This window comes from Streptosporangium brasiliense, from assembly GCF_030811595.1.
Classification (GTDB): domain Bacteria; phylum Actinomycetota; class Actinomycetes; order Streptosporangiales; family Streptosporangiaceae; genus Streptosporangium; species Streptosporangium brasiliense.
In genome coordinates this window covers 2,683,093-2,707,334 of record NZ_JAUSRB010000002.1, presented here as the reverse complement: position 1 = coordinate 2,707,334, position 24,242 = coordinate 2,683,093, and the positions used below count along the sequence as shown (strand labels likewise).

Sequence of the window (24,242 nt, the reverse complement as noted above, 5' to 3'; positions counted from 1 at the left end):
TTAGATCGGTTGTCACACGGCCGTATCGTGTTGATATCCATGTCTGCCTGATCCATGTGGCCGTACGGCTACCGCCGAATGATCCAACGAACGGCCTGTCCGCCGGGTTCCCACCTCTCGCACCGCAATCGTCGCCCGTCCGTCGGGCCGGCCCCAGGGGTGGTCAGCCCCTCCGGCGGGCGGCCGCCCGAGCGGCCCCGGGAGATCGGTGCACGGACAGGCCCGTGCCCATATCCGGTCACGGGCCTGAACCAGCTGATAACCGTCAGTGCCCCCGGAGGGACTCGAACCCTCACTCGAACCCTTTTAAGGGGTTTGCCTCTGCCGTTGGGCTACGGGGACGCCGTAATCATACGTAACGGACCACTCATCCGAGGAGCACAACTTCGTATCAGGCGTCACACGGATCATGTCCCGCGGTCCGCCTCTCAGGCCCCGGAGGCGACGGCGGAACGGGCGGACGGGATACCGTTTTAAGCCAGAAAAACCTTAATAACCGCATAACACGCTTATCATCCACTTCTGGCCTGCTCAACCGTCGGCCCCATACGGTGGACCGCCCATGAATGGACGAGGCGGTCGAGGAACAGCACACCGTCGAGATGGTCGAGCTGGTGCTGGATGCAGCGGGCCTCGAAGGCGTCGGCGTCGACGGTGACGGGAGCGCCACTGCCGGGGCGTTCGCCCCGGACGGTGATGCGGGTGGCCCGCAGGACGTCCCCGGCCAGGCCGGGCACGGACAGACACCCCTCGCGAGTGGGCTCCCATCGGGAGGCGGCCACCAGGCGGGGGTTGGCCATGACCAGCTCCCCCGCGCAGGAGCGGGCCCCGGGGTGGAGGGAGACGTCGACGGAGAGCAGCCGCCAGCCCAGCCCTATCTGCGGCGCGGCCAGGCCCGTGCAGTGCCGCACCCGGCGCATGGTGGCCAGGAGGTCGGCCGCCGCGGAGACGACCAGGGGGTCGGCGGGGTCGACGGGGAGCGCCTGGGCGGTCAGCACGGGATGCGGGGCGATGATCAGCTCCCGGGCGGTGCCGGTCATGCCCCTGCGCCGCCCCGCCGTACGGCGCCGTCCCCGGCCCACCGCACGACACCGGCGGCACAGCGCCTCCGGCCCGTCACAGCACCTCCGGCTCGGCGGGGCGGAAGGCCATCCGGGAGCCGAGGTCGGCGGCCACCGCGGCCAGACGGCACATCAGGCCGGCCACGTCCACCGCCTCCGGCAGCCGCACGTCCGCGACCAGGACGTACAGCCGGCCGCAGAGGCGGGTCGTCATCCCGGTGATGTCGCCGCCGGCGCCGGCGAGCACCGCGCTGACCGCGGAGATGACGCCGGGACGGTCGGGGCCGTGGAGGGTGAGGACGTAGCCGAGGCCCTCCGGGGCACGGTCGAGGTCACGGCGGGACTCGACCCCGGTCACGGTGACGGCCATCCCGGGGAAGGCCGAGGGCGGTGGCAGCCGGCCGGAGACCAGCATCATCATCGCGACGTGGCCGCCGAGCAGCGCCACCGCCGATTCCTCGACGTTCGCCCCGCACCCGGCGAGCACCGCGGTCACCTCGGCGATCGTTCCCGGTCTGTCCACTCCCAGCACGGTGATCGCAGACAAGCCCACCCCCGGCCCCCTCCCGGCTCGGGCTGGGGCTCAAGGGGCGAGCATGACGGTCAGCAACAGACCCTGACGAGGACCCAGCGGTTTCCCACCTGCGGGCGCCCGGGACTCAGGTCGTCGCCGCCTCGCGGAACTCCGTGCGCGGAGCCTCGATCTCTCCGAGCGAGACGGTCTCCCGCTTGAAGAACAGCGCCAAGGTCCAGTCCGCCATCACACGGACCTTGCGGTTGAGAGTAGGCACCCGCGACAGATGGTAGGTGCGGTGCATGAACCACGCAGCCAATCCGCGAAGCTTGACCCCGTAGACGTTGGCGACGCCCTTGTGGAGGCCCAGACCGGCGACCGATCCGACGTACTTGTGCCGGTAGTCGACCAGTTCCTGCCCGTGGAGGCGGCGGGTGATGTTGTCGGCGAGGACCTTGGCCTGCCGTACGGCGTGCTGGGCGTTGGGCGCGCAGTACTGGCCGGGGTTGGTCATGTCGGGCACCCCGGCCACGTCTCCGGCGGAGAAGGCGTCCTCGACCCCGGCCACCGTCAGGCGGGTGGTCGTCTTGATCCGGCCGCGCTCGTCCAGCGGCAGGTCACCGGCGTTGACGACGGGGCTGGGCTTCACACCGGCGGTCCACACGATGGTCGCCGACTCGAACTCCTCCCCGTCGGAGAGCTTGACCAGGCCGCCCTCGCAGGACTCCAGCCGGGTGTTCATCTTGACCTCGATGCCGCGCTCGCGGAGCTGCTCGGCGGTCCACTTGCCCATCTCGGGGCCGACCTCGGGGAGGATGCGGTCGGTCGCCTCGACGAGGATCCAGCGCATGTCCTTGCGGGAGACGGTGCGGTAGTAGCGGACGGCGTCGACGGCCATGTCCTCCAGCTCGGCGAGCGCCTCGACGCCCGCGAAGCCGCCGCCGATCACGACGAACGTCAGCGCCCGGCGGCGCAGGGCGTCGTTGTCGTCGGACTCGGCCCGGTCGAGGAGTTCGAGCACCCGGTTGCGGAGCGCGATCGACTCGCCGACCGTCTTGAAGCCGATCGCGGCGTCGGCGAGGCCGGGGATGGGGAGCGTGCGGGAGATCGAGCCGGCCGCCATGACGACGATGTCGTAGCCGATCTCGTGCGGCGTGCCGACGTTCGGCGCGAAGGTGAGCGACTTGTCCGCGTGGTTGACCTTGGAGACCTTGCCGTTGAGGATCGTCGCCTTCTTGAGAACCCGGCGGAGCGGGACCACCACGTGCCGGGGCGAGAGGTTTCCCGCCGCCGCCTCGGGGAGGAAGGGCTGGTAGGTCATGTGGGATTCGGGGGTGAGGACAGTGATGCGAACGCTGCCGTCGCGCAGTTCCTTGCGGAGCGTGTGCTGCAGACGCAGCACGGTGTAGAGACCGACGTAGCCCCCACCGACGACCACGATGTGCTTGGAGTTGCGGTTCACTTCGGCGCCATCCTTAGGTCCAAGGCTTTGTGAAAGCTTTCACAAGCATACGTCCGCCTCCGGGGTCGCGCCATGCGCCCCTCGGGCAATTTGCGCGAAACTTTCCCGAATCAGGGGAAACAGTCTCCCTTCTCCCCTAAAAACCGGCCAAGATTCTCTTTGTGATCGAGTTCACAAGCTACGTAGAACGTTTGCCCTGGTGAAGAGCTGGTCAAGCATCTCGGCGGTCACGCGGCCGGTGAAAGTGTTCTGCTGGCTCGGGTGGTAGCACCCGAGAAGACGGGCCGGGGTCCCGTTACGGGTGATCTCCACCTCTGCGCCGTGCCCGAAGGGCGGCCTCGGGCGCGGCAGGTCGTATCCGGCCTCCTTCAACGCGGGCCAGACCGCCTGCCAGGCGAAGCCTCCCAGCGCCACCACCACCCGCACGCTGTCGGCGACCAGCGCCACCTCCCGGCTCAGCCAGGGGAAGCAGGCGGCCCGCTCCGACGGCTCGGGCTTGTTGGCCGGCGGAGCGCACCGGACGGCCGCCACCATGCGCGCGCCGATGAGCCGCTGCCCGTCGCCGGCGTGGACGCTGGTCTCCTGCGCGGCCAGGCCCGTCCGGTGGAGCGAGGCGAACAGCCAGTCCCCGCTGCGGTCGCCGGTGAAGATGCGGCCGGTGCGGTTGCCCCCGTGCGCGGCCGGGGCCAGGCCGACGATGAGGACCTCCGGCCGCTCCTCACCCCACCCCGCGATGGGCCGTCCCCAGTAGGTCTCCGCGGCGAACGCCCGCCGCTTGACGGCCGCGACCTCCTCGCGCCACTCCACCAGGCGCGGGCAGGCCCGGCAGACCGACTGCCGGGCGGTGAGTTCGGCGAGCGTACGGCTCGCCCCCGCGAGCGCGCTCACCTCCGAGGGGTCATGGGCGACGGGGGTGTCCGGCCGCGCGGGGTCGTCCGGCCAGCCGGATCCGGGAGGAACACAGGTCATGTCCTCGATGGTGCCCGATCCGAGCAGGCCGATCGACCGGAAGGGTCACCCGGGGAGCCGGAAGACGGAGAGCGGGAACACGGAGAGATGGAGAGCGGGAAAACAGAGAGGCGGCGCCCGCTTGGAGCGGGCGCCGCCTGTCCTACTTCGGATGTCCTACTTCAGACGAGACTCGGTGTCAGGCGCCGGTCTTGTCAGCGGACTTGTCGTTGGCCTGGGCGCAGACCGCGTCGTAGTTGACGGTCGTCGAGCCGCCGCCGACGATCCCGAACCTGACGGTCCCGGCCTTGAGGCCGTCCGACGCACCGGTGAAGGTGCTGGACTTGGTGCCCTCCGAGGCGAAGTCGAGCTCCTCGGACTTCACCACGGTGCCGTTGAGGCTCCAGGTGACGGTGACCTTGATCGGACCGGTGGCGTAGACGCTGCCGGTGCCGGTGACCGAACCCGCCGGGCAGCCGGCCGCGACCTGCTTGGCCGACGTGCCCTCCTGGATCCAGGCCTTGGAGTCCGGGGTCGGCACCTTGCAGGTGACCTTGCCCTGGACGGTGCCGCTGCTCGGGCCACCGTAGATCTCGATCGAGCGCCTGCTGGTCCCGGACGCCGAGGCGCTCCAGGAGTCGCTCACGCTGCGGCTCTGGTAGCCGTGACCGCCGAAGTAGACGCTCTCCCAGCTACCCGGGACACCGTCGCGGACCCAGCGGTACTTCACGTGGCCACGGCCGTACGAAGCGCTGATCGTGCCGGTGAAGGAGCGGGTGACCGGGCAGGTGCCCTCGTAGTTCGCCGGAGCGTCGACGGAGGCCGAGACCTTCGGCGATGAGTCCCCGCACCAGATCTTGAAGTAGGCGCGGTTGGAGGAGCTCTCCACCGGGTCGATGATCTGCAGAGCCGCCCAGCCCCGCAGGCTCTCGCGCGGCCTGATCACGTGGTAGACCTTGCGCGACCCGTCGACGCGGACGGCGTCGCGGTCGATGACGCGGCCGTTGACGACCCACTGGTAACGCACCCAGCGCGAGCTGGAGGAGGAGATGCGACCGATGAGGGTGGCCTCGCAGTTGCCCTCGTCGACCCAGATCCGGGCGCCGACGCTGCCGGTGTTGACGACTTCCTTGCCGCCGTCCCAGTCGTCACCGCAGGAGATCCTGAAGTAACCCTTGGCGGAGGTGACCTTGCGCGGGGCCAGGACCTGGACGGCCTCCCAGCCCTTGAGGTCGCCGCCCTTGAAGGTCGACGACTCCTTCACCGTGACGGTCTTGACGCCCTTGCCCGTGAGGGTGAACGACTTGACCGCGCTCTTGGTGCCGTTGCCGCGCAGGAAGCGGTAGACGACCTTGGTCTTGCCCCCGTAGGCCTTGACCTTGATCCTGGAGGAGAAGGTCACCCGGGTGGGGCACTCGTCGGAGTTCGACGGGGAGGCCTTGGTCTGGCTCACCGAGACGGCGGGCCTGGGGGTGGCTGCCGCCGCCCCCGCCTGGTTGGAACCACTGGCCGCCGCTGCGGGCGAGGCCAGAAGCCCTGCCGCCATGGTCGCCAGCATGGCCGCGCTGGCTCCAACGGCGGCTAGCTTACGAGCTAGTCCGGACATGAGGGGATGCTCCGTTTCGTTAGGAACGAGAGTGCGCTCCGGAGACGGTTGCCGCCCCGACACCAGCTGTGCCGGGCCCCACGGCAAAGCCTCGCTAAAGCTTCTTTACCTAACCATAAAACGGAACGATCTCTCAATACCCCCTCAGCATAGGAAATGTCTAGATGTTGTTAAGGTTTAGCCGCAGACCAGGCGATTCCGTCCAGAATGTCGTGTTCACTGACAACAACGTCGGTGAAACCGTACCTTTCCATAATTCGGGCCAGAATCAGGGCCCCGGCGCCGATCACGTCGACCCGGCCCGGATGCATGACCCCGATGGCCGCCCGCTCGTCGTGGGTCATCTCCAGCAGACGCTCGGAAACCTTCTGCACCTGATTTGCCGGAATTCGTGAGTGATGAATTTTATCCGGATCATATCCAGGCAGGTCAAGAGCTATTCCGGCGACAGTGGTGACAGAACCCGCGAGACCGACCATTGTGAGCGCCCGCTCCACCGGGATTTCCCCGGAGACCCGGTCGAGCGCCTCGTCGATGTCGGCGACCACGGCCTCGACCACCTCGGCCGGCGGCGGGCTGCCCGCCTCGCGCAGGTGCCGCTCGGTCAGCCGGACGCAGCCGATGTCCACCGACAGCGCGGCCTCCACGTGCGTGGACCCGAGCACGAACTCGGTGGAACCGCCGCCGATGTCGACCACGAGGTATGGCGGGCGGGTGCCGTCGGGGGTGGGCAGGCCGGTCTCGGGCGAGAGCCGCACCAGATCACGGGTGGCGCCGACGAACGACAGCTCCGCCTCTTCGGCTCCCGTGACCACCTCGGGCTCCACGCCGAAGATCTCGCGCACGCCGTCCACGAACTCCTGCCGGTTGGCGGCGTCTCTGGTGGCGCTGGTGGCCACCACGCGGACCGCGCGGGCGCCATGGCGGTCGATGAGCTCGGCGTAGCGGCGCATCGCGGCGAAGGTGCGCTCCAGGGCCTCCGGGGCCAGCCGGCCGGTCCGGTCCACCCCCTCGCCGAGCCGGACGATCTCCATCAGCCGCTCGACGTCGGTCAGGGTGTCGGCCTCGATGTCCGCGATGAGCAGGCGGACGGAATTGGTGCCACAGTCGATGGCCGCGACGCGGGTCACTTGGTCTCCTCTTCTTCTTGTGTTTCCTCGGTGCCGACGGCGCAGCAGGGCCCGTCGGCCCACCACTCACCGAGCGCGTCGAGGGCCTCACGGCCGAAGGGGTTGCTGCCGGGCACCGCCAGCTCGTGGCCGACCAGGGCGTGCAGGCACTTAACCCGGTTGGGCATGCCCCCGGTGCTCTGCATGTCCCTCGGCAGCGGCTCCAGGCCGTCCTCGGCGGCGGCCTTGTCACGGCGCGCGATGTAGTCGTCGTGGGCGGCCTGGTACGCCTGGGCCAGGCCGGGGTCCTCGGCCAGCCTCGCCTGCATCTGCCGCATCATCCCGGAGGTCTCCAGGGTGCCGATGGCCGAGGCGGCCCTCGGGCAGGTCAGATAGAACAGCGTCGGGAACGGCGAGCCGTCGGGCAGCCGGGGCGCGGTCTCCACCACGTCGGGCAGCCCGCACGGGCAGCGGTGCGCCACCGCCCGCAGACCTCGCGGCGTCCGGCCGAGCTGCCGCTCCACCGCCGCCACGTCGCGCTCATCCACCATTCGTGACACACCCCCTGAGAAGACGACACCCAGGTTATCGGGGTCACCCCGCGGCCCCGGCCGCCTTCTGCCCCTTCCCGGTGTCGGCCGCCTCAACCGACTCCCAGAGCGTCTCGTACCACGGGGGCCCGACCGCCTTCTTCTCCCCCGCCGTGCCCTTGCCCGCCGAGGGTTCCCTGCCCATGACGACGAAGCACTTGTGACCGGGATCGCAGTAGTAGAGCCGCTCCCTGGCCTGCCGCTTGATGTAGCCGGGGTCCTGGAGCTGCTTGCGGCGGTCGTCGAGGGCCTTGATTGCCTCCAGCTCCCTGGTCTGCTGCTGCTGGAGCTGGGCGATCTGGCGGCGCTGCGCGATGTATTCCCTGACCGGGTAGGCGAGGCTCATGGCGATCGCGCACACCACGATCGCCAGGATCGCGGCCCGCCCCGTCAGCTGCGGCCGTTTCGCCATACGCCTCTCCCGTCTGTGCTCTCCGCCGTGCCGTACGCGACGGCCCGGGCGCCCGGCCGGGGTCGCGCCACGGCCGGCTGTCACCGGGTGGGCTTCCCCGTGCCGCGGCCCGGACTCCGGCGCCGGGCGGTCTCTTCCGCGGTACGGCTCGCGCCCGGCGAAATCGGGCGCAAGCCGTAGGGTGCGAAACTACCGCTGGAAACGCGGGAACGCCGCGCGACCCGCGTAACGGGCGGCGTCGTCGAGAAGCTCCTCGATCCGCAGGAGCTGGTTGTACTTGGCCACGCGGTCGGAGCGGGCCGGGGCGCCGGTCTTGATCTGGCCGCAGTTGGTGGCCACGGCGAGGTCGGCGATCGTGGTGTCCTCGGTCTCGCCGGAACGGTGGCTCATCATGCAGCGGTAGCCGCTGCGGTGGGCCAGGTCCACGGCGTCGAGGGTCTCGGTCAGGGTGCCGATCTGGTTGACCTTGACCAGCAGCGCGTTGGCGGTGCCCTCGGCGATGCCGCGGGACAGCCGCTCGGGGTTGGTCACGAACAGGTCGTCGCCGACGAGCTGGACCTTGTCGCCGAGCGCCTTGGTGATGGCGTTCCAGCCCTCCCAGTCGTCCTCGTTCAGCGGGTCCTCGATGGAGACGAGCGGGTAGCTCGCGACCAGGTCCTCGTAGAAGGCGATCAGCTCGGCGGCCGACAGGCCCTTGCCGTCGATGGTGTAGACGCCGTCCTTGTGGAACTCGGAGGCGGCCACGTCGAGCGCCAGCGCGACGTCCTCGCCGGGCACGTAGCCGGCCTTCTCGATGGCGACCAGGATCAGGTCCAGCGCGTCGCGGTTGGAGGGCAGGTTCGGCGCGAAGCCGCCCTCGTCGCCCAGGCCGGTGGCGTAGCCCTTCTCCTTCAGCACGGCCTTGAGCGCGTGGTAGACCTCGGTGCCCATCCGCACGGCCTCGCGGAACGACCCGGCGCCGATCGGCGCGATCATGAACTCCTGGATGTCCACGTTGGTGTCGGCGTGCGCGCCGCCGTTGAGGATGTTCATCATCGGGACCGGCAGCACGTGCGCGTTGGGGCCGCCGAGGTAGCGGAACAGCGGCAGTTCGGCGCTCTCGGCGGCGGCCTTGGCCACGGCCAGGGAGACGCCCAGGATGGCGTTGGCGCCCAGCCGGGCCTTGTTGGGCGTGCCGTCCAGGTCGATCATGACCTGGTCGATGCTGCGCTGCTCGGCGGCGTCGAACCCGACGATCTCGTCGGCGATCTCGTCGGTCACGCCGAGGACGGCCTTCTCCACGCCCTTGCCGCCGTAACGCTCATCGCCGTCACGCAGCTCCACGGCCTCGAACTGGCCGGTGGAGGCGCCGCTCGGGACCGCGGCGCGACCTTCGCTGCCGTCGTCCAGCAGGATGTCGACCTCGACCGTCGGGTTGCCCCTGGAGTCAAGGATCTCGCGGGCGGTGACGCCCTCGATGGAAGCCACGAAGCGCTCCTAAAGTCGCAGGACAGTTTGCCTCAGAAGCCTATCGAGGACTACTTGTCGGTACGGCGGCCGCCGTCCCCACCGGCCGGGCCGTGTGATCCAATCAGAGGCATGAGCGATCTCACCGCGCTCGACCGGATCCGCGAGCTGCTGGACCCCGCCCTGCCCGAGCCCTCCACCGGCCACGGCTATCTGGACCTGCTCGGCGAGGAGCGCGTCGATGCGTCACCGGCCCAGCGGCTCATGCGCTCGGGATTCCTGCCGAGGATCTACGAGCGGGTCTGGCGGCCCGCGCTGATCGGGGCGATGAAGGGCCCGCTCGGGCCCGACACCCGGCAGGAGGTGGCGCTGGTCCGGGGGATGCTCGCGCTCGGGCCCGCCGACCAGGTGCTGGACGTGGCCTGCGGCCCCGGCAACGTGACTCGGGCCCTGGCCCGCGACATCGACGGCGGGCTGGTGGTGGGGATCGACGCCTCGGCGCCGATGCTCGCCCGCGCGGTCCGCGACACCCGGTCGGGCAGTGTCGGCTACGTGCGCGCGGACGCCGTCGACCTGCCCTTCCGGCCCGCGAGCTTCGACGCGGTGTGCTGCCTGGCCGCGCTCTACCTGTTCGCCCGGCCCTTCGACGCCCTGGCGGAGATGGCCCGGGTGCTCAGGCCCGGCGGCCGGATCGCCGTCATGACGACCCGGCGGCTGCCGCTGGCCGGCCCGCTCAACGACGTGGCGGGCGCTCTCTCGGGGGTGCGCATGTTCGGCGACCACGAGGTGACCGACGCCCTGGCCCGGCTCGGTTTCTCCGGGGTCCGGCACCGGGTCTACGGGCTCACCCAGTTCGTGAGCGGCCGCCTGACCTGACCGGGCCCCGGCCCCGGCGGCGTCAGGAGGCGCCGCCCGCCTCCCAGGCGCGGACCCGGTCGCGGTAGGCCCGGGCGGCGGCGCGCAGCTCGGCCTCCGGGTCGAGACCGGCCGCGCGCGCCTGCCGTACGAGCTCGAACAGGCGCGCCCCCAGGTCCTCGGCGGGCGGCCCGGAGGGGAGGTCTGCGGGGGCTCCGGCGCGCTCGGCGCGCCGCAGGAGCTGGGCGGCGAGGGAGAGCGCGGGCTGGCCCATCGGGACGCCGTCCAGGACCGACCCCGAGTCGCCGTCGTTCTTGGCCGCGCGCTCGGCCGCCTTGATGGTCTCCCAGTTGTCGCTGACCTCCTCGGCGCCCTCGACCCGGGTGTCGGCGAACACGTGCGGGTGGCGGCGGACGAGCTTGGCGACGATCCCCTCGGCGACGTCGTCGATGTCGAAGCCGCCGTCGCGGTCGCGGGCGACCCGCGCGTGGAAGGCCACCTGGAGGAGCAGGTCGCCCAGCTCCTCGCGCAGGGCCGCGTAGTCGCCCTCCTCGATGGTCTCCAGCACCTCGTAGGCCTCTTCGAGGAGGTAGGGCACCAGCGACTCGTGGGTCTGCTTGGCGTCCCACGGGCACTCGGTCCGGAGCCGGTCCATCACCGCGACCAGATCCAGCAGCCTCGCCCCCGGCAGGTCGTAGGAGCCCGGCACGACCTCGATCACCGGCGGGTCGTCGAGCGCCACCGCCGCGTAGCCGATGGAGCGCATCAGCGCCTCGTCGGCCTCCAGCCACACGACGGTCCCGGCGCACGCCTCCCGGACCAGGGCGGCCGGGTCCGGTGTCACGACCTCGACGGCGACCCCGGCCTCGGCGAGGTAGGGCAGGTGCGGATGACCGGCCGACCCGGTGCGCACCGGCCCCTCCTCGAGAACCTGCCACGCGCGGCGGCTGAGCAGCCCCGGGGCGACCCGGGGCGAGGTGGTGACGACGATCAGGGGCATGCCACCGAGGTTACTGCTGCGGCGCGGCCACGGCGGAGCTCGCGCCGAAGCGGCCGCTGTCGAGGAAGAGGCTCGGCTGCTCCTGGCTCGGCTGCGCGTTGATCTTGCCGTAGCGCGGGTTCCAGGTGATCTTCACGGACTCCAGGTCCTTGATCGCCTGCTGCTGGCCCCGCTGGAGGGCCGCCTGGTCGCTGCCGCCGCCGTATTTGGCCATCAGCTTGGTGATCATCAGCTTCGCCCGGGTGAAGTCACGCAGGTGCGAGGGCGCCACGGCCTGCTGGAGCATCTGCTGTTCGTACTGGGCCAGGCCGCCGGTGGAGGTGATGAGTTGGTCGACCTCGGCCTCGGTGGCCGTGATGCCCTTGCTCTCGGCCACCTTGGTGTATTGCTTGGCGGTGGCCAGCTGGAAGAGCACGACCTGCGGGACGCTGCCGGGGAACTGCAGCTGCGAGGCGGAGACGTTGGCCTTGGCCAGCGCCGCCTCGAACTCCCGCACGTTGCTGTCCAGCTGGCTGGAGCTGATCCGCTCCCCGCCCACGATGGCGGCGGCGCCGGCCTGCTCCGCAGAGCAGGCGGTCAGCGCGACACCCGCGGCGGCGACCGCCAGGATGACACGCACTCGAGTCGACTTCACATGCGATCCCTTCACGACAACGCCGCTCATTTTACCGGCACGTTCTCCAGGAACATCGCCTGGACCAGGTCGCCGCACCACTTGAGCAGCTCCAGGTCGCGCAGCGGCTGGCCGCCGAGCGGCCTGGTCTTGGGCACGGGCACCAGCAACGTACCGCTCGCCTGCTTCAGCAGCGCCTTCGGGTACAGGCGCTGGAGCCTGACCTGCTGGGAGTCCCTGAGCGAGACCGGGGCGAACCTGATGTGCTGGCCCTGCAGCGTGACGTCGGTCAGCCCCGCCCGGCGGGCGCGGATCCGGAAGCGGGCGACCTCCAGCAGGTTCTCCACCTCCTGGGGCGGCCTGCCGTACCGGTCGACGAGCTCGTCGCGCACCTCGGCGATCTGGACGTCGGCGTCGATCCCGGCGATCCGCTTGTACGCCTCCAGGCGCAGCCGCTCGGAGGTCACGTAGTCGTGCGGGATGTGCGCGTTGATCGGCAGCTCGACCTTGACCTCCGGCCGCTCCTCCTCCGCCGTGCCGCCGGACAGCTTGGCCTTCTGCTCCTGCACGGCCTCGGCCATCATCCGCACGTAGAGGTCGAAGCCGACGCCCGCGATGAAGCCCGACTGCTCGGCGCCCAGGATGTTGCCCGCGCCGCGGATCTCCAGGTCCTTCATCGCGACGTACATGCCCGCGCCCATCTCCGTGTGCTGGGAGATGGTGGCCAGGCGCTCGTGGGCGGTCTCGGTGAGCGGCTTCTCCGGCGGGTACAGGAAGTAGGCGTAGCCGCGCTCGCGGCCCCGACCGACCCGGCCGCGGAGCTGGTGGAGCTGGGACAGGCCGTAGTTGTCGGCCCGGTCCACGATCAGCGTGTTGGCGTTGGGCACGTCGAGGCCGGACTCGACGATCGTGGTGGAGACCAGCACGTCGAAGTCGCGCTCCCAGAAGCCCACCATGATCTTTTCGAGCTGGTGCTCGTTCATCTGGCCGTGCGCGACGGCGATCCGGGCCTCGGGCACGAGCTCGCGCAGCATGGCCGCGACCTTGTTGATGCTGGAGACGCGGTTGTGGACGAAGAAGACCTGGCCGTCGCGCATCAGCTCGCGCCGGATCGCGGCGCCGATCTGCTTGTTGTCGTAGGGGCCGACGAAGGTCAGGATCGGGTGCCGCTCCTCCGGCGGGGTGAGGATCGTCGACATCTCGCGGATGCCGGTCAGACCCATCTCCAGCGTGCGCGGGATCGGCGTGGCGGACATGGCCAGCACGTCGACCTGGGTCCGCATGTGCTTCATGGCCTCCTTGTGCTCGACGCCGAAGCGCTGCTCCTCGTCGATGATGATCAGGCCCAGCTCCTTGAACCTGACCTCCGGCGAGAACAGCCGGTGCGTGCCGATCACCACGTCCACCGAGCCCTCGCGCAGCCCTTCCAGCGTCGCCTTGACCTCGGAGTCGGTCTGGAAGCGCGACATCGGCCTGACGTTCAGCGGGAACCCGGAGAACCGCTCGGCGAAGGTGGACAGGTGCTGCTGGACCAGCAGCGTGGTCGGCACCAGCACCGCCACCTGCTTGCCGTCCTGCACCGCCTTGAAGGCCGCCCGCACCGCGATCTCGGTCTTGCCGTAGCCGACGTCGCCGCAGACCAGCCGGTCCATCGGGATCCCGCGCTCCATGTCGCGCTTGACCTCGTCGATGGCCTCCAGCTGGTCGCCGGTCTCGGCGTAGGGGAAGGCGTCCTCCATCTCCCGCTGCCACGGCGTGTCGGGCCCGAATGCGTGCCCGGGCGAGGCCATCCGGGCGGAGTAGAGCCGGATCAGCTCCCCGGCGATCTCCTTGACCGCCTTCTTCGCCTTGGTCTTGGCCTTGGCCCAGTCGGCGCCGCCCATCCGGTTGAGCGTGGGCGACTCGCCGCCGACGTAGCGGGTGACCTCGTCGAGCTGGTCGGTCGGCACGTAGAGCCGGTCGCCCTTGGCGTATTCGATCACCAGGTATTCGCGGGTGGCGCCCTGCACGGTCCGCTGCACCATCTCGATGTAGCGGCCCACGCCGTGCTGCTCGTGCACCACGTGGTCGCCGACCTTGAGCTGGAGCGGGTCGACCATGTTGCGCCGCTTGGAGGGGAGCCGCCGCATGTCCTTGGTGGAGGCCTTCTGCCCGACCAGGTCCAGGTGGGTCAGTACGGCCAGTCCGGGGCTGACGAAGCCGTGCTCGATCAAGCCGGTGCTGACGTGGACGACCTTCGCGTCCGGCGCCCGGTCGAGCGCGCGCTCCAGCCGGGCGGGCAGGTCCACGCCCTTGAGCAGCTCGACCATCCGCTCCGCGGGGCCGTGGCCCTCGCTGAGCAGCACGACGACCTTGCCCTCCTCCAGCCAGCCCTTGATGTCGCCCAGGGCCCGCTGGGTGTCGCCGCGGTAGGCCTCCGACTCGCGCGCCTGCAGGACCAGCCCGTCGCCGGGGCCGTCGCCGCCGAACGGCGCGATCGACCACCAGGGCTGGCCGAGCTCCCGGGCGTGGTCGCGGACCTCCTCCAGCGTGCGGAACGCCGCCGCCTCCAGGTCGATCGGCGCCTCTCCCCCGGAGGCCGCGTTGATCCAGGACGCCTCCAGGAACTCCTGGCTGGTCCGCACCAGCTCGTCGGCGCGGCCGCGGATGCGCTCGGGGTCGCACACGAACACCGCCGCCTGCGCCGGCAGGTGGTCGACGAGCAGGTCCATCTCCCCGGCGAGCACCGGCGCGAACGCCTCCATGCCCTCCATCGGGACGCCCTCGGCGAGCTGGTCCAGGATCTCCGCCAGCGCCGGATACCGCTCGGCGAGCTCCCGCGCCCGCTCCCTGACCTCCTCCGTCAGCAGCAGCTCGCGGCAGGGGGCCGCGAACAGCCCCTCCTCGGCCACCTCCAGCGACCGCTGGTCGGCGACCTTGAACCAGCGGATCTCCTCGACGCTGTCGCCCCAGAACTCCAGCCGCAGCGGATGCTCCTCGGTGGGCGGGAAGACGTCCAGCAGGCCGCCCCGGACGGCCACCTCACCGCGCTTCTCCACCATGTCGACCCGGTTGTAGCCGTTCTCGACGAGCCTGTGGACGACGTCTTCGAGGTCGGCGTCGTCCCCGGCGCGCAGCCGTACCGGCCGCAGGTCGCCCAGGCCCCGCACGATCGGCTGGAGCACCGCCCGGACCGGCGCGACGATCACCTGCAGCGGGCCCGCCGCGGCGTCACCCTCGACCGGGTGGGCCAGCCTGCGCAGTACGGCGAGCCGCTGGCCCACGGTGTCGCTGCGCGGCGACAGGCGCTCGTGCGGCAGCGTCTCCCAGGCCGGGAAGACGGCGATCGTGCCGGGGTCGAGGAGGCTGGTGAGCGCCGCGGCGAGGTCCTCGGCCTCGCGCCCGGTGGCGGTCACCGCGAGAACGGCCCGGCCCCCGTTCTTGGCCCCCTCCCGGGCCAGCGCGGCCACGGTGAACGGCCGCAGCGCGGGCGGCGCGATCATCGACACGTCGGAGGAGTCTCCCCCTCGGACGTCCTCAAGAACGGAAGCCAGCTTCGGCTCCCCGGCGACAAGGTCCAGCAGTCCGGAAAGGCTCATCAGATTCGCCCACAGCCCCACGACGGCAACACGACAGGCCCCCGGCCGGTGCGGCACGGGGGGTACCCCCCAAGGCTACTTGCCCGGGGACCCTCTCCCGCAGGGAGATCACTTCTGTGAGGAGGGGGAAATGCGCGACGAATCGTGTTGAGTTGACTACTCTTAGTCACATGTCAGAGGTACGGTCGGTCGTCACGCGAGACGACATGTTCAGCCGGCGGATCCGTGAGCAGTGGACGGGCCAGTCGGGCCGGCGACTCGACGTCCTGATCGCCGGATGCGGGTGGCCCGAGCCGCTGGAGCTGGAGCTGGACCAGATGGAGGCGCGGGTCATCGGGATCGACGAGGACCTGCCGGCCCTGCGGGCCAGCACGTCCGCGCGCAAGGATCTCGACTCCTGGGCGCTGGGGGATCTGCGGTCGGTGCCGGTGCCGCCGCGCTCCTTCGACATCGTCCACGTGTCGTTCCTGCTGGAGCGGATCGAGCATCCCGAGCTGGTGCTCGACCGGCTGCTCACCGGGCTGCGGCCGGGCGGGCTGCTGCTGCTGCAGATGCGCGACCGGGCCTCGGCCTACGGGGCGTGCGACCGGCTGCTGCCCGCGGCGCTGCGGCGGACGCTGTGGCACAGGTTCGCCCCCTCCGGCACCGTGGGCCCGCTGCCTCCCTTCTACGGACAGATCACCTCGCGCGAGGGGATGCACTCCTTCTGCCTGACGCGCGGGCTCATGGTGACCGACGACACCTCGGCCACGAGCGGACCGGCGCTGAGGGGGCCGCTGGGCAAGCTGGCCCGCGCCGCCTGCTCGGCGATGGAGACCTTCTCCAGGGGACGGTGGCCCGCCTCGCACGATGAGATCATCATGGTCATCCGCAAACCCCACAGCCACTTCGCCCGGCTGATCTGAGAGTCGGCGGGCTGGTGCGGGGGAGACGGAGTAGGTAAGCTGACGAAATCCGACTAATTCGATCGGGATTGTGGAGCAGATGACGGCGCCTTTCGAGTGGACCCCCGACGCGCGCGAGCTGGCCGATCTGGAGCTGCTGCTCTCTGGCGCCTTCCAGCCGCTGACGGGCTTCCTGAGCTCGGCGGACGCGCACGCCGTGGCCGAGCACGGCACCCTGGCCGACGGCACCCCGTGGCCCGCGCCCGTGACGTTCGCCCTGCCCGACGACCACCCCGCCGTCCCCGGTGACCGGATCACGCTGCGCGACCCCGAGGGCGCGGCACTGGCCGTGCTGACCGTCACCGACCGGCGGGACGGTCACGTCGCCGGCCCGGTGGAGGCCCTCGACGCGCCCGAGCACGGACCGTTCGCCCGGCTGCGCCGCACCCCGGCGGAGGTCCGCGCGGAGCTGGCCGGCCGGGAGGTGCTGGCGGTCACGATGCGCGGGCCGCTGGACGACCTGGCGGAGATCAAGGCGACCGCCGAGGAGCTGGGCGCGGCCGTCCTGCTGCTCCCGCTGGCCTTCGGCGAGGGCGGCCCCGCGGTGGTCCGCGCCGCTCTCAAGGCCCGCGACCTGCTGCCCGACGGCACCGTGGTGGCCGTGGTGCCGCTCGCCCCCCGCGAGGAGCCCAGCATCGACCTGGAGCTGCGCGAGCACGTGGCCGAGGCCTACGGCGCGACCGAGCACCTGGCCGGCCCCGAGCCCGTGACGCTCCCCGGGCCGCCGCACCGGCGGGGGCTGGTGGTCTTCTTCACCGGCCTGTCGGGCTCCGGCAAGTCCACCGTCGCCCGCGGGCTGAGAGACGCGCTGCTGGAGCGCGGCAGCCGCACGATCACCTACCTCGACGGCGACGTGGTCCGTCACCTGCTGTCGGCGGGGCTGAGCTTCTCCAAGCAGGACCGCGACCTCAACATCCGCCGGATCGGGTTCGTCGCGGCCGAGGCCGCCAGGCACGGCGGGCTGGCGATCTGCGCCCCCATCGCCCCCTACGCCGCCACCCGCGACGAGGTCCGCGCGATGGTCGAGGCCGTCGGCGCCGACTTCCTGCTGGTCCACGTGGCCACCCCGCTCGCCGAGTGCGAGCGCCGCGACCGCAAGGGGCTCTACGCCAAGGCCAGGGCCGGGCTCATCCCCGAGTTCACCGGCGTCTCCGACCCCTATGAGGAGCCCGACGACGCCGACCTGGTCATCGACACCACCTCGATCAGCGTGGAGTGGGCCGTCCAGCAGGTGCTCGACCCCCTGATCCAGGGCGGGTGGGTCCGCTGAGACGACGGACCCGCTGAGACGACGGGCCCGCCGCGGAGACGGGCCCGTCACGGAGACGGGCCCGTCACGGAGACGGGTCCGCCGAGATGACGGACGGCACGGCGAGCGAGACGAGAAGAGAAGGGATAACGGCCCGTGGACATCGACTTCCCCCTGGCCGCGGGGTCGTTCCTCGTCGCGATCGTCGTCGGCCTGACCGGCATGGGCGGCGGCGCGCTGATGACGCCGATGATGATGCTGTTCTTCAACGTGCCGCCCCTGGCGGCCGTCTCCAGCGACCTGGTCGCCTCGGCCGTGATGAAGCCGGTGGGTGGGGCCGTCCACATGCGGCGGGGCACGGTCAACCTGCGGCTGGTCGGCTGGCTGTGCGCGGGCTCGGTGCCGGCGGCCTTCTGCGGGGTGCTGGTGGCCCGGGCCTTCGGGGACGGCGAGCAGATCCAGCAGACGATCAAATACGCCCTGGGCGTCGCGCTGCTGCTGGCCGTCGCGGGGCTGGTCGCCAAGGCCTGGCTCGCGCGCCGCGAGGGGGGCGTCTCGGCGGACCTCGGTGAGATCGTCGTGCGCCCATTTCCGACCTTACTGGTCGGTATGGTCGGTGGCCTGGTCGTCGGCATCTCGTCCGTGGGCTCGGGGTCCCTGATCATCGTGGCGCTGCTCGCGCTCTATCCCGCGCTGAAGGCCAACCAGCTCGTCGGCACCGACCTGGTCCAGGCCGTCCCGCTGGTCGTCTCGGCCGCGCTCGGGCACCTGCTGTTCGGCGACTTCCAGCTCGACGTCACCGCCTCGCTGCTGGCCGGCTCGATCCCCGGCGTCTATCTGGGCGCGCGGATCTCGGCCTGGGCGCCCGGCGGAGTCATCCGGGCGCTGCTGGCGGTGGTGCTGCTGGCGTCGGCGCTGAAGCTCCTCGGCGTGGGCAACACCGCCACGCTCTGGATCCTGGCCGGCGCCGTGGCGGCCGGGGCCGCCGGATGGTCACTTCTCAGGGACCGCGGTGGCCTGGAGGTAGGGGTCGCCGGCGAGGTCGGAGAAGGATCTCAGGCCGCCGGCGGTGGTGTCGAAACGGGTGTCCCCTCGCGGGGCGCGCGGTGAGTCGAAGTAGACCAGCGCCTTGATCTGCGGATAGTCGCGCATCTCCCGGCGGACCGAGGAGAAGAACGACTCCTTGAACCCGGGCTGGCCGTGGCGCTCGAACACGCCCCACTCGGCGATCATGATGGGCTTCCCCGGGAAGCGCGACTGCATCCAGCGGTAGAACCCGGGCCACCCGGCGGACTCCTCGCGGGTCTTGTTGACCAGTCCGTCGAAGGTGTGCACCCGGCCGTCGACGTAGGGGTCCATCGCCACCCAGTCGACCACGTCGTCACCGGGGTAGAGCCGCTCGAACCAGGGCTTGGCCGCCCAGTTGGGCGCGCCCATGTAGGTCATGACCGTGACCGCGTTCGTGACGCCGCGCTGCCGCAGGCGCAGCACCACGTGCCGGAACATCGCGGAGTAGTCCTCGGCGGTCATCCCCGAGTCCGGGTCCTCCCGCACGTCGTCCTCCGGCTCGTGGTGGACGGTCAGGAAGAACCTCTCGGGGAAGGTCTTCCTGACATGGCCGGCCAGCCGGTCGATCCGCCGGTCCAGCGCGCCTGCGGCGATCTCCGCCCAGGTGCGGTCGGAGGACGGCTTCCAGTTGATCAGCAGGAGCCTGCGGCCGCCGGGGTCTCGCGCGATCTTCCGCTCCTCCCGGGTCGGGAAGAGCTCCGGGCCCCGGTGATAGAGGTGCATGATGCCGGCCGGACGGCCCATGCGCTCCTCGGCCCGCTCCAGCGCCCGCCGGGGAGGCAGGCCGGTGAAGATCTCCGGCGCGACCCCCCACCACGCCCCGCACGAGGGGATGAGCTTGGCGGTCACCTCACAGGCGGACGCCGACGGACGGATGCCCGGCAGGCCGCCGGTCCGGGCCGTGACGCGCTCGGACGGCTCTTCGGAGACCACGGGGGGCCGGCCGCACGCGCTCATTCCCAGGGCCAGCGCCAGCGCCGCACCGGCGATTCTGTCCTTGCGGGACAATATCCCTAAAGCGGCATTTATCCGATGCAACGGTCCCTCACTGATGCTCCCATGCACGTTTCCCGACTTTACCCGGAGCCCACTTTCCCACCTCCTGGACGTGCCACGTCACGCACTTTGCCACTCCGTGCCGGAGCCCACCCGAAAGGTGGGGGGAAATATCGGATAAACGCTAGTTATCGCACCGTGATTAGCCGGATCAATCTGAAGAAAATCTTGTGTATTGGACCGGGGAAATGGCGGACCGACCTATAGTTCCTAGGGTTCTCAAGCGCCGATGCCGCCCGAAAGGGACCTCACCGTATGAGCCTGCCGCCGGACGCCCCGGTCCACCGCTCCGGCGGAGAGCTGGCGGACTACGCCTCCCTCATCCGCCGCAGGTGGCCGATCCTGCTGTTCTTCCTCGCGGCCGGGACCGGCTGCGGCGCCGCCCTGCTCCGGCTCACCCCGCCCTCCTACACCGCCTCCGCGCAGGTGCTGGTCTCCCCGACGGGCCTGCCGGAGCAGACCAACCAGGTCACCAGCCGGCAGCGCGAGCCGCTCAACCTCGACACCGAGGCCCAGATCGCCCAGTCCGCGGTGGTCGCCGGGAAGGCCCGGGCCACGCTCAAGAGCACCCCGGGCCCCGTCGAGGTCTCCGTGCCGCCCAACACCTCGGTCCTGGAGATCTCCTACACCGCCGCCGACCCGCGCGCCGCCGCGGCGGGGGCCGACGCCTACGCCCGGGCCTACCTGGCCCACCGGGGCGAGTCCGCCACCCAGGCGCTGGACGCCCAGCTCAAGGCGCTCCTCACCAAGCTCAAGCAGGTCAACGCGTCGCTGGTCACGGTGGCGGACACGCTGCCCGGGCTGGCGAGGGGCACGGCGGAGCGGACCGTCGCGCTGCAGCGGCAGAACATGCTCAGCCGGCAGATCTCCAGCCTCACCCTCAGATACGACGCGCTCAAGACCGTCGCCGTCACCCCGGGATCGGTGATCAGCGACGCGGTCGCCCCGGCCGAGCCGACCGCTCCCAGCCCGCCCCTCCACCTCGGCAGCGGCCTCATGATCGGCCTGCTCGCCGGGACCGGCGCCGCCTGGCTCCGCGACCGGCTCGACACCAGGATCCGCGGGCGCTCCGACGTCAGGCGCCTGACCGGCCTCGACCTCGTCACCGGGGAGGAGATCGGCGAGCTGGCGGTCGCGGGGAGCGCCGTGCTGCTGGTCACCGTGCCGGGGACGTCCTCGCGCGACGTGGCGCAGGCCGTACGGCGGCTGGGCGAGCGCGGGATCCCCGTGATCGGCGCGGTCGCCACCCCGCCGGACGGCCCCCCGGCCGTGTCCGGCGGCCGGGCGGCGGAGAGCGGCAAGGCCCCGAAGCCCGGCCGGGTCCGGAAGTCCGGCCGGGTCTCCGCGGCGGGCCGGGGCTCCAAGACCGGCCGGACCCGCCCCGCCTCCGCTCCCGCCGCCGCCCCCGTCCCCGCTCCCGCCTCCACCTCCGCCGGCGGGACGGCCCACGCCGTCGCTCCCGGCCCCTCCGACCGGACGGCCTACCCCGTCACCGGGGGGCGGCCCGCGCCGGCCCCGCCCCAGGCCCCCCGACCGCCGCTGCCGCCGCACCCGCCCGCGGCCGACAAGATGGTCTTCCCCTCGTGACCCTCGTGACCCTCGTGCGGGGCCTCCACCCGGCGGCCTGGCCGGTCGCCGCGCTCCTGGTCGGCTACCCCCTCTGGTGGGCGCTGGGCTTCGGCGGGCTGTCGGTGATCGTGCTGGCCCCGCCGATGGCGCTGGTCCTGTGGCGGCGGCGGCCGATCAGGGCGCCGCGCGGGTCCGGCCTCTGGCTGCTGCTGCTGGCGGGCTACCTGGTCAGCGCGCTCATGCTCGGCGAGATGCCGCCGGGCACCTACGGCGAGCTCGGCGCCGGGCGGGTGATCGGCTACCTGATGCGCCTGCTCCTCTACGTCTCCCTGATGATCATGGTGCTCTACCTGGGCAACCTGACCGAGCGGGAGCTGCCGCAGCTCACCCTGGTGCGGATGCTCGGCGTGCTGTTCGTCACGACGGTCGCGGGCGGCCTGCTGGGCGTGCTCGCCCCGCAGACCGGCTTCACCTCGCCGGTCGAGCAGCTCCTGCCCCGCTGGATCAGCGGCAACTCCTTCGTCCACAACCTGATCCACCCCACCACCGCCCAGGTGCAGAAGGTCCTCGGCCACGCCTCCCCGCGCCCGGAGGCCCCGTTCGAATGGGCCAACGCCTGGGGCAGCAACGTCTCGGTGCTGCTCATCTGGTTCGTGGTCGGCTGGTGGGTGTACGGCGGGCCGCGCAGGCGCCTGGCCGTCGCCCCGCTGATCGCGCTGGCCGCCGTCCCGATCGTCTACTCCCTCAATCGCGGCCTCTGGATCGGCCTGGGCGTCACAACCGCCTACCTGTTCCTGCGGCTGGGCACGAAGGCCCGTGTCACGGTCTGCGCCGCCGCCGCCTGCGGGGCGCTGGTGTTCTTCCTCAGCCCGCTGCAGACGATGGTGGCCCAGCGGCTGGACAGCCCGCACAGCAACGACATCCGCGCCTTCACCGTGTCGGCGACCGTCGCCGCGGCGAACACCTCGCCGATCATCGGCTACGGCAACACCCGCAACGCGATGGGCAACCACCGCACCATCACCACCGGCAAGACCGGCTGGTGCGACACCTGCGGCCACCCGCCGCTGGGCAGCGACGGCCAGCTCTGGCACCTGATGATCACGCAGGGGTTCGTCGGAGCCGCGCTCTACGTGGCCTTCTTCGCCGGGGCCGTCCGCCGCCACTGGCGCGACCGGAGCCCGATCGGCCTGGCCGGGGTCCTGGTGATGATCCTCACCCTCCTCTACATGTTCGTCTACGACGGGCTGGTCACGCCGCTCAGCCTGTATCTCATCTCATTCGCGCTGCTCTGGAGGAACTCGATGGCGAGCAGGGCCACATGAACGACGCCCGCGCCCGGCTGCGCTACCTCGGCGAGACCCTCGACCTGCTGTTCCCCGGGCCCGGCCGGGCCCGGCCGTACAGCGTGCTCCCCCACCCGCTGCTCCCCCGCAGGCTGGTCCCCCGCGCGTGGTGGCACCCCGGCGGGAAGATCATGGTCCCGTCCGGGGAGGCCACGATCGAGACCTACCTCAGCGAGGCGCTGGGCACCCCCATCAGGGCCGTGCTGCACGTCCGGCCCGCCCGGCGGGTCAACCGCAAGCCGATCCTGGAGGCCCACGCCCCGGACGGGCTGGCCGCCTACGTGAAGATCGGCGACACCGACCGGGCCCGCGAGCTCATCGCCGACGAGGCGCGGACGCTCGACCTGCTCGCCGGCGTGCCGCTGAAGACCGTCGTCCCACCGGCCGTGCTGCACCACGGGTCCTGGCGCGGGCTGTCGGTGCTCGCGCTGAGCCCGCTGCCGGTACGGCGGGGCCGGATCCCCGCGGATCTGCTCGTCGACGCGGTCGGCGAGATCAGCCGGATCTCCGGCCCCGAGCACGCCTGGCACGGCGACTTCGCGCCGTGGAACATCGCGCGCGGGGCCGACGGGCGGCTGCTGGTCTGGGACTGGGAGCGGTTCGCCACCGGGGTGCCGCTCGGCTTCGACGCCGTCCACCACTTCTTCCAGCGCGCCCTGCGCCGCGCCGCCCCGGTGACCGCCGCCCGGGCCTGCCTGGCGCAGGCCCTGCCGGTCCTGGCGCCGTTCGGGCTGTCGGCGGCCGAGGCCAGGCTGACCGCGATCCGCTACCTGATCACGCTGGCCGACCGGCACGCGGCCGACGGCCACACCCCGCTCGGCCCGCCCGGCCACTGGCTCAACCCCGTCGTCGACTTCCAGGAGGCCCTGACGTGAAGCCCAGGCTGAAGCGTTCCGTCCACGCCGTGTCGCGGACCGCCGGGCGCCTCACCTCCGGGAGCCGGATGCTGCCCTCCTTCCTGATCGCCGGGGCGCAACGCTCCGGCACCACCTCGCTCTACCGGGCGCTGGCCCAGCACCCGCTGATCCTCAAGCCCGTCTTCCACAAGGGCGTCCACTACTTCGACGTGGCCTACGACCGGGGCCTGTCGTGGTATCGCGCGCACTTCCCGCTGCGGGCCACGGCCTCCCGGCTGGCCCGCCGGTACGGCTGCCGCCCGCTGGCCTTCGAGTCCTCGCCCTACTACCTGTTCCATCCGCTCGCCTGCCCCCGGATCGCCTGGGACCTGCCGGGCGTGAAGGTGATCGTGCTGGTCCGCGATCCGGTGGAGCGCGCCTTCTCCGCCCACGCCCACGAGGTGGCCCGGGGCTTCGAGACCGAGACCTCCTTCGCCAGGGCCGTGGAGCTGGAGGAGAGCCGGCTGGCCGGGGCGGTGGAGGGGCTGCGCGCCGCCCCGCACTCGGTGAACCACGCCCACCGCCACCACGCCTACCTGGCCAGGGGTCGCTACGCCGAGCAGCTCGCCCCGCTGGAGCCGCTGATCGGCCGGGACCGGCTGCTCGTCCTGGACAGCGGGCGCTTCTTCGCCGGGCCGGAGGTCGTCTACGACCGGGTGCTGGAGTTCCTCGGACTGCCGCACATCGGCGACCCGGTGTTCGAGCGGCACAACGCCCGGCCCCGGCCCGCGCCGATGCCCGACTCGCTCCGCCGCGAGCTGGCCGACCACTTCGAGGAGTCCGACGCCCTGCTGACCCCGTGGCTCGGCGCGGAGCCGACATGGCGACGCTGACCCCGCCCCGGCCCGCCGCCGGCCGGCGCGGAGCCGACAGGGGAGCACCGGCCTCGGCCCGGCCGCTCACGCCGGACGAGGAGGAGC

Annotated in this window: 21 protein-coding genes and 1 tRNA gene; 8 read left to right on the top strand and 14 right to left on the bottom strand. The window is 71.5% G+C overall.

Going from position 1 to position 24,242, the window contains the following annotated elements; translation table 11 throughout:
* Nucleotides 1–269: 269 nt before the first annotated feature.
* From J2S55_RS21240 to eno, 10 genes are all read right to left on the bottom strand, one after another.
* Nucleotides 270–342 (bottom strand) — tRNA-Leu (locus J2S55_RS21240).
* Nucleotides 343–512: 170 nt separating this feature from the next.
* Nucleotides 513–1,040: a peptide deformylase gene (locus J2S55_RS21235; protein ID WP_306863756.1), complete on the bottom strand. Its 528-nt coding sequence runs from the start codon at nt 1,038–1,040 to the stop codon at nt 513–515.
* 76 nt (nt 1,041–1,116) lie between these two features.
* Nucleotides 1,117–1,614, bottom strand: a complete 498-nt coding sequence (locus J2S55_RS21230) for a glycine cleavage system transcriptional repressor (RefSeq protein WP_306863752.1) — start codon at nt 1,612–1,614, stop codon at nt 1,117–1,119.
* 106 nt (nt 1,615–1,720) lie between these two features.
* Complete coding sequence (locus tag J2S55_RS21225) at nt 1,721–3,037, bottom strand: NAD(P)/FAD-dependent oxidoreductase (RefSeq protein WP_306863750.1); 1,317 nt, start codon at nt 3,035–3,037, stop codon at nt 1,721–1,723.
* 171 nt (nt 3,038–3,208) lie between these two features.
* Nucleotides 3,209–4,006 (bottom strand): uracil-DNA glycosylase, encoded by a 798-nt coding sequence (locus J2S55_RS21220; RefSeq protein WP_306863748.1) that lies wholly within the window; start codon nt 4,004–4,006, stop codon nt 3,209–3,211.
* 178 nt (nt 4,007–4,184) lie between these two features.
* Nucleotides 4,185–5,531 (bottom strand): hypothetical protein, encoded by a 1,347-nt coding sequence (locus J2S55_RS21215; RefSeq protein ID WP_306863747.1) that lies wholly within the window; start codon nt 5,529–5,531, stop codon nt 4,185–4,187.
* Nucleotides 5,532–5,761: 230 nt separating this feature from the next.
* Nucleotides 5,762–6,721, bottom strand: a complete 960-nt coding sequence (locus tag J2S55_RS21210) for a Ppx/GppA phosphatase family protein (protein WP_306863745.1) — start codon at nt 6,719–6,721, stop codon at nt 5,762–5,764.
* The gene (locus J2S55_RS21205; protein ID WP_306863743.1) at nt 6,718–7,251 is read right to left on the bottom strand and encodes a DUF501 domain-containing protein; all 534 of its coding nucleotides are present in this window, start codon (nt 7,249–7,251) and stop codon (nt 6,718–6,720) included. The genes J2S55_RS21210 and J2S55_RS21205 overlap by 4 nt, the downstream gene beginning before the upstream one ends.
* Before the next feature lie 43 nt (nt 7,252–7,294).
* Nucleotides 7,295–7,702: an FtsB family cell division protein gene (locus J2S55_RS21200; protein ID WP_306863741.1), complete on the bottom strand. Its 408-nt coding sequence runs from the start codon at nt 7,700–7,702 to the stop codon at nt 7,295–7,297.
* A gap of 189 nt (nt 7,703–7,891) precedes the next feature.
* Nucleotides 7,892–9,169, bottom strand: coding sequence for a phosphopyruvate hydratase (eno, locus tag J2S55_RS21195; RefSeq protein WP_306863739.1), 1,278 nt, complete (start codon nt 9,167–9,169; stop codon nt 7,892–7,894).
* 111 nt (nt 9,170–9,280) lie between these two features.
* On the opposite strand from eno, the gene J2S55_RS21190 reads away from it, so the two are divergent.
* On the top strand, nt 9,281–10,024 hold the full coding sequence (locus J2S55_RS21190; RefSeq protein ID WP_306863737.1) for a class I SAM-dependent methyltransferase: 744 nt from the start codon (nt 9,281–9,283) through the stop codon (nt 10,022–10,024).
* Between the two features lie 22 nt (nt 10,025–10,046).
* On the opposite strand, the gene J2S55_RS21185 is transcribed toward J2S55_RS21190, so the two are convergent.
* From J2S55_RS21185 to mfd, 3 genes are read right to left on the bottom strand one after another with little or no spacing between them, the layout of a single operon-like run.
* The gene (locus tag J2S55_RS21185) at nt 10,047–11,003 is read right to left on the bottom strand and encodes a nucleoside triphosphate pyrophosphohydrolase (RefSeq protein WP_306863734.1); all 957 of its coding nucleotides are present in this window, start codon (nt 11,001–11,003) and stop codon (nt 10,047–10,049) included.
* Between the two features lie 10 nt (nt 11,004–11,013).
* Nucleotides 11,014–11,637, bottom strand: a complete 624-nt coding sequence (locus tag J2S55_RS21180) for a SurA N-terminal domain-containing protein (protein ID WP_306863730.1) — start codon at nt 11,635–11,637, stop codon at nt 11,014–11,016.
* A gap of 26 nt (nt 11,638–11,663) precedes the next feature.
* On the bottom strand, nt 11,664–15,194 hold the full coding sequence (gene mfd, locus J2S55_RS21175) for a transcription-repair coupling factor (RefSeq protein WP_306863728.1): 3,531 nt from the start codon (nt 15,192–15,194) through the stop codon (nt 11,664–11,666).
* Nucleotides 15,195–15,364: 170 nt separating this feature from the next.
* Here mfd and J2S55_RS21170 point away from each other — a divergent pair, with 170 nt between their 5' ends.
* The 3 genes from J2S55_RS21170 (at nt 15,365) to J2S55_RS21160 (ending at nt 18,497) form a co-directional block, all read left to right on the top strand.
* The gene (locus tag J2S55_RS21170; protein ID WP_306863726.1) at nt 15,365–16,099 is read left to right on the top strand and encodes a class I SAM-dependent methyltransferase; all 735 of its coding nucleotides are present in this window, start codon (nt 15,365–15,367) and stop codon (nt 16,097–16,099) included.
* Nucleotides 16,100–16,178: 79 nt separating this feature from the next.
* Nucleotides 16,179–17,408 carry an adenylyl-sulfate kinase gene (gene cysC, locus J2S55_RS21165; RefSeq protein WP_306863723.1) on the top strand — a complete coding sequence of 410 codons (1,230 nt, stop codon included), beginning with the start codon at nt 16,179–16,181 and terminating at the stop codon, nt 17,406–17,408.
* Nucleotides 17,409–17,543: 135 nt separating this feature from the next.
* Nucleotides 17,544–18,497 (top strand): sulfite exporter TauE/SafE family protein, encoded by a 954-nt coding sequence (locus J2S55_RS21160; RefSeq protein WP_306863720.1) that lies wholly within the window; start codon nt 17,544–17,546, stop codon nt 18,495–18,497.
* Here J2S55_RS21160 and J2S55_RS21155 read toward each other — a convergent pair.
* On the bottom strand, nt 18,381–19,463 hold the full coding sequence (locus J2S55_RS21155) for a glycoside hydrolase family 26 protein (protein WP_306863718.1): 1,083 nt from the start codon (nt 19,461–19,463) through the stop codon (nt 18,381–18,383). The genes J2S55_RS21160 and J2S55_RS21155 overlap by 117 nt on opposite strands.
* 303 nt (nt 19,464–19,766) lie before the next feature.
* Between J2S55_RS21155 and J2S55_RS21150 the strand changes: the two genes are divergently transcribed.
* Genes J2S55_RS21150 through J2S55_RS21135 form a run of 4 tightly spaced genes read left to right on the top strand, consistent with a single transcriptional unit; the run spans nt 19,767 to nt 24,155 of the window.
* Nucleotides 19,767–21,098 carry a YveK family protein gene (locus J2S55_RS21150; RefSeq protein ID WP_306863715.1) on the top strand — a complete coding sequence of 444 codons (1,332 nt, stop codon included), beginning with the start codon at nt 19,767–19,769 and terminating at the stop codon, nt 21,096–21,098.
* The gene (locus J2S55_RS21145; RefSeq protein ID WP_306863712.1) at nt 21,095–22,405 is read left to right on the top strand and encodes an O-antigen ligase family protein; all 1,311 of its coding nucleotides are present in this window, start codon (nt 21,095–21,097) and stop codon (nt 22,403–22,405) included. The genes J2S55_RS21150 and J2S55_RS21145 overlap by 4 nt, the downstream gene beginning before the upstream one ends.
* Nucleotides 22,402–23,301 carry a hypothetical protein gene (locus J2S55_RS21140; RefSeq protein WP_306863709.1) on the top strand — a complete coding sequence of 300 codons (900 nt, stop codon included), beginning with the start codon at nt 22,402–22,404 and terminating at the stop codon, nt 23,299–23,301. The genes J2S55_RS21145 and J2S55_RS21140 overlap by 4 nt, the downstream gene beginning before the upstream one ends.
* Nucleotides 23,298–24,155 (top strand): sulfotransferase domain-containing protein, encoded by an 858-nt coding sequence (locus J2S55_RS21135; RefSeq protein ID WP_306863707.1) that lies wholly within the window; start codon nt 23,298–23,300, stop codon nt 24,153–24,155. The genes J2S55_RS21140 and J2S55_RS21135 overlap by 4 nt, the downstream gene beginning before the upstream one ends.
* Nucleotides 24,156–24,242 lie beyond the last annotated feature (87 nt).

What these genes read in the sequence shown, in the direction of transcription:
- J2S55_RS21235 (WP_306863756.1), bottom strand. Translation starts at nt 1,040, where the DNA reads ATGACCGGCACCGCCCGGGAGCTGATCATCGCCCCGCATCCCGTGCTG.
- J2S55_RS21220 (WP_306863748.1), bottom strand. Translation starts at nt 4,006, where the DNA reads ATGACCTGTGTTCCTCCCGGATCCGGCTGGCCGGACGACCCCGCGCGG.
- J2S55_RS21215 (WP_306863747.1), bottom strand. Translation starts at nt 5,531, where the DNA reads ATGGCGGCAGGGCTTCTGGCCTCGCCCGCAGCGGCGGCCAGTGGTTCC.
- J2S55_RS21205 (WP_306863743.1), bottom strand. Translation starts at nt 7,251, where the DNA reads ATGGTGGATGAGCGCGACGTGGCGGCGGTGGAGCGGCAGCTCGGCCGG.
- J2S55_RS21200 (WP_306863741.1), bottom strand. Translation starts at nt 7,702, where the DNA reads ATGGCGAAACGGCCGCAGCTGACGGGGCGGGCCGCGATCCTGGCGATC.
- J2S55_RS21190 (WP_306863737.1), top strand. Translation starts at nt 9,281, where the DNA reads ATGAGCGATCTCACCGCGCTCGACCGGATCCGCGAGCTGCTGGACCCC.
- J2S55_RS21185 (WP_306863734.1), bottom strand. Translation starts at nt 11,003, where the DNA reads ATGCCCCTGATCGTCGTCACCACCTCGCCCCGGGTCGCCCCGGGGCTG.
- mfd (WP_306863728.1), bottom strand. Translation starts at nt 15,194, where the DNA reads ATGAGCCTTTCCGGACTGCTGGACCTTGTCGCCGGGGAGCCGAAGCTG.
- J2S55_RS21170 (WP_306863726.1), top strand. Translation starts at nt 15,365, where the DNA reads ATGTCAGAGGTACGGTCGGTCGTCACGCGAGACGACATGTTCAGCCGG.
- cysC (WP_306863723.1), top strand. Translation starts at nt 16,179, where the DNA reads ATGACGGCGCCTTTCGAGTGGACCCCCGACGCGCGCGAGCTGGCCGAT.
- J2S55_RS21150 (WP_306863715.1), top strand. Translation starts at nt 19,767, where the DNA reads ATGAGCCTGCCGCCGGACGCCCCGGTCCACCGCTCCGGCGGAGAGCTG.
- J2S55_RS21140 (WP_306863709.1), top strand. Translation starts at nt 22,402, where the DNA reads ATGAACGACGCCCGCGCCCGGCTGCGCTACCTCGGCGAGACCCTCGAC.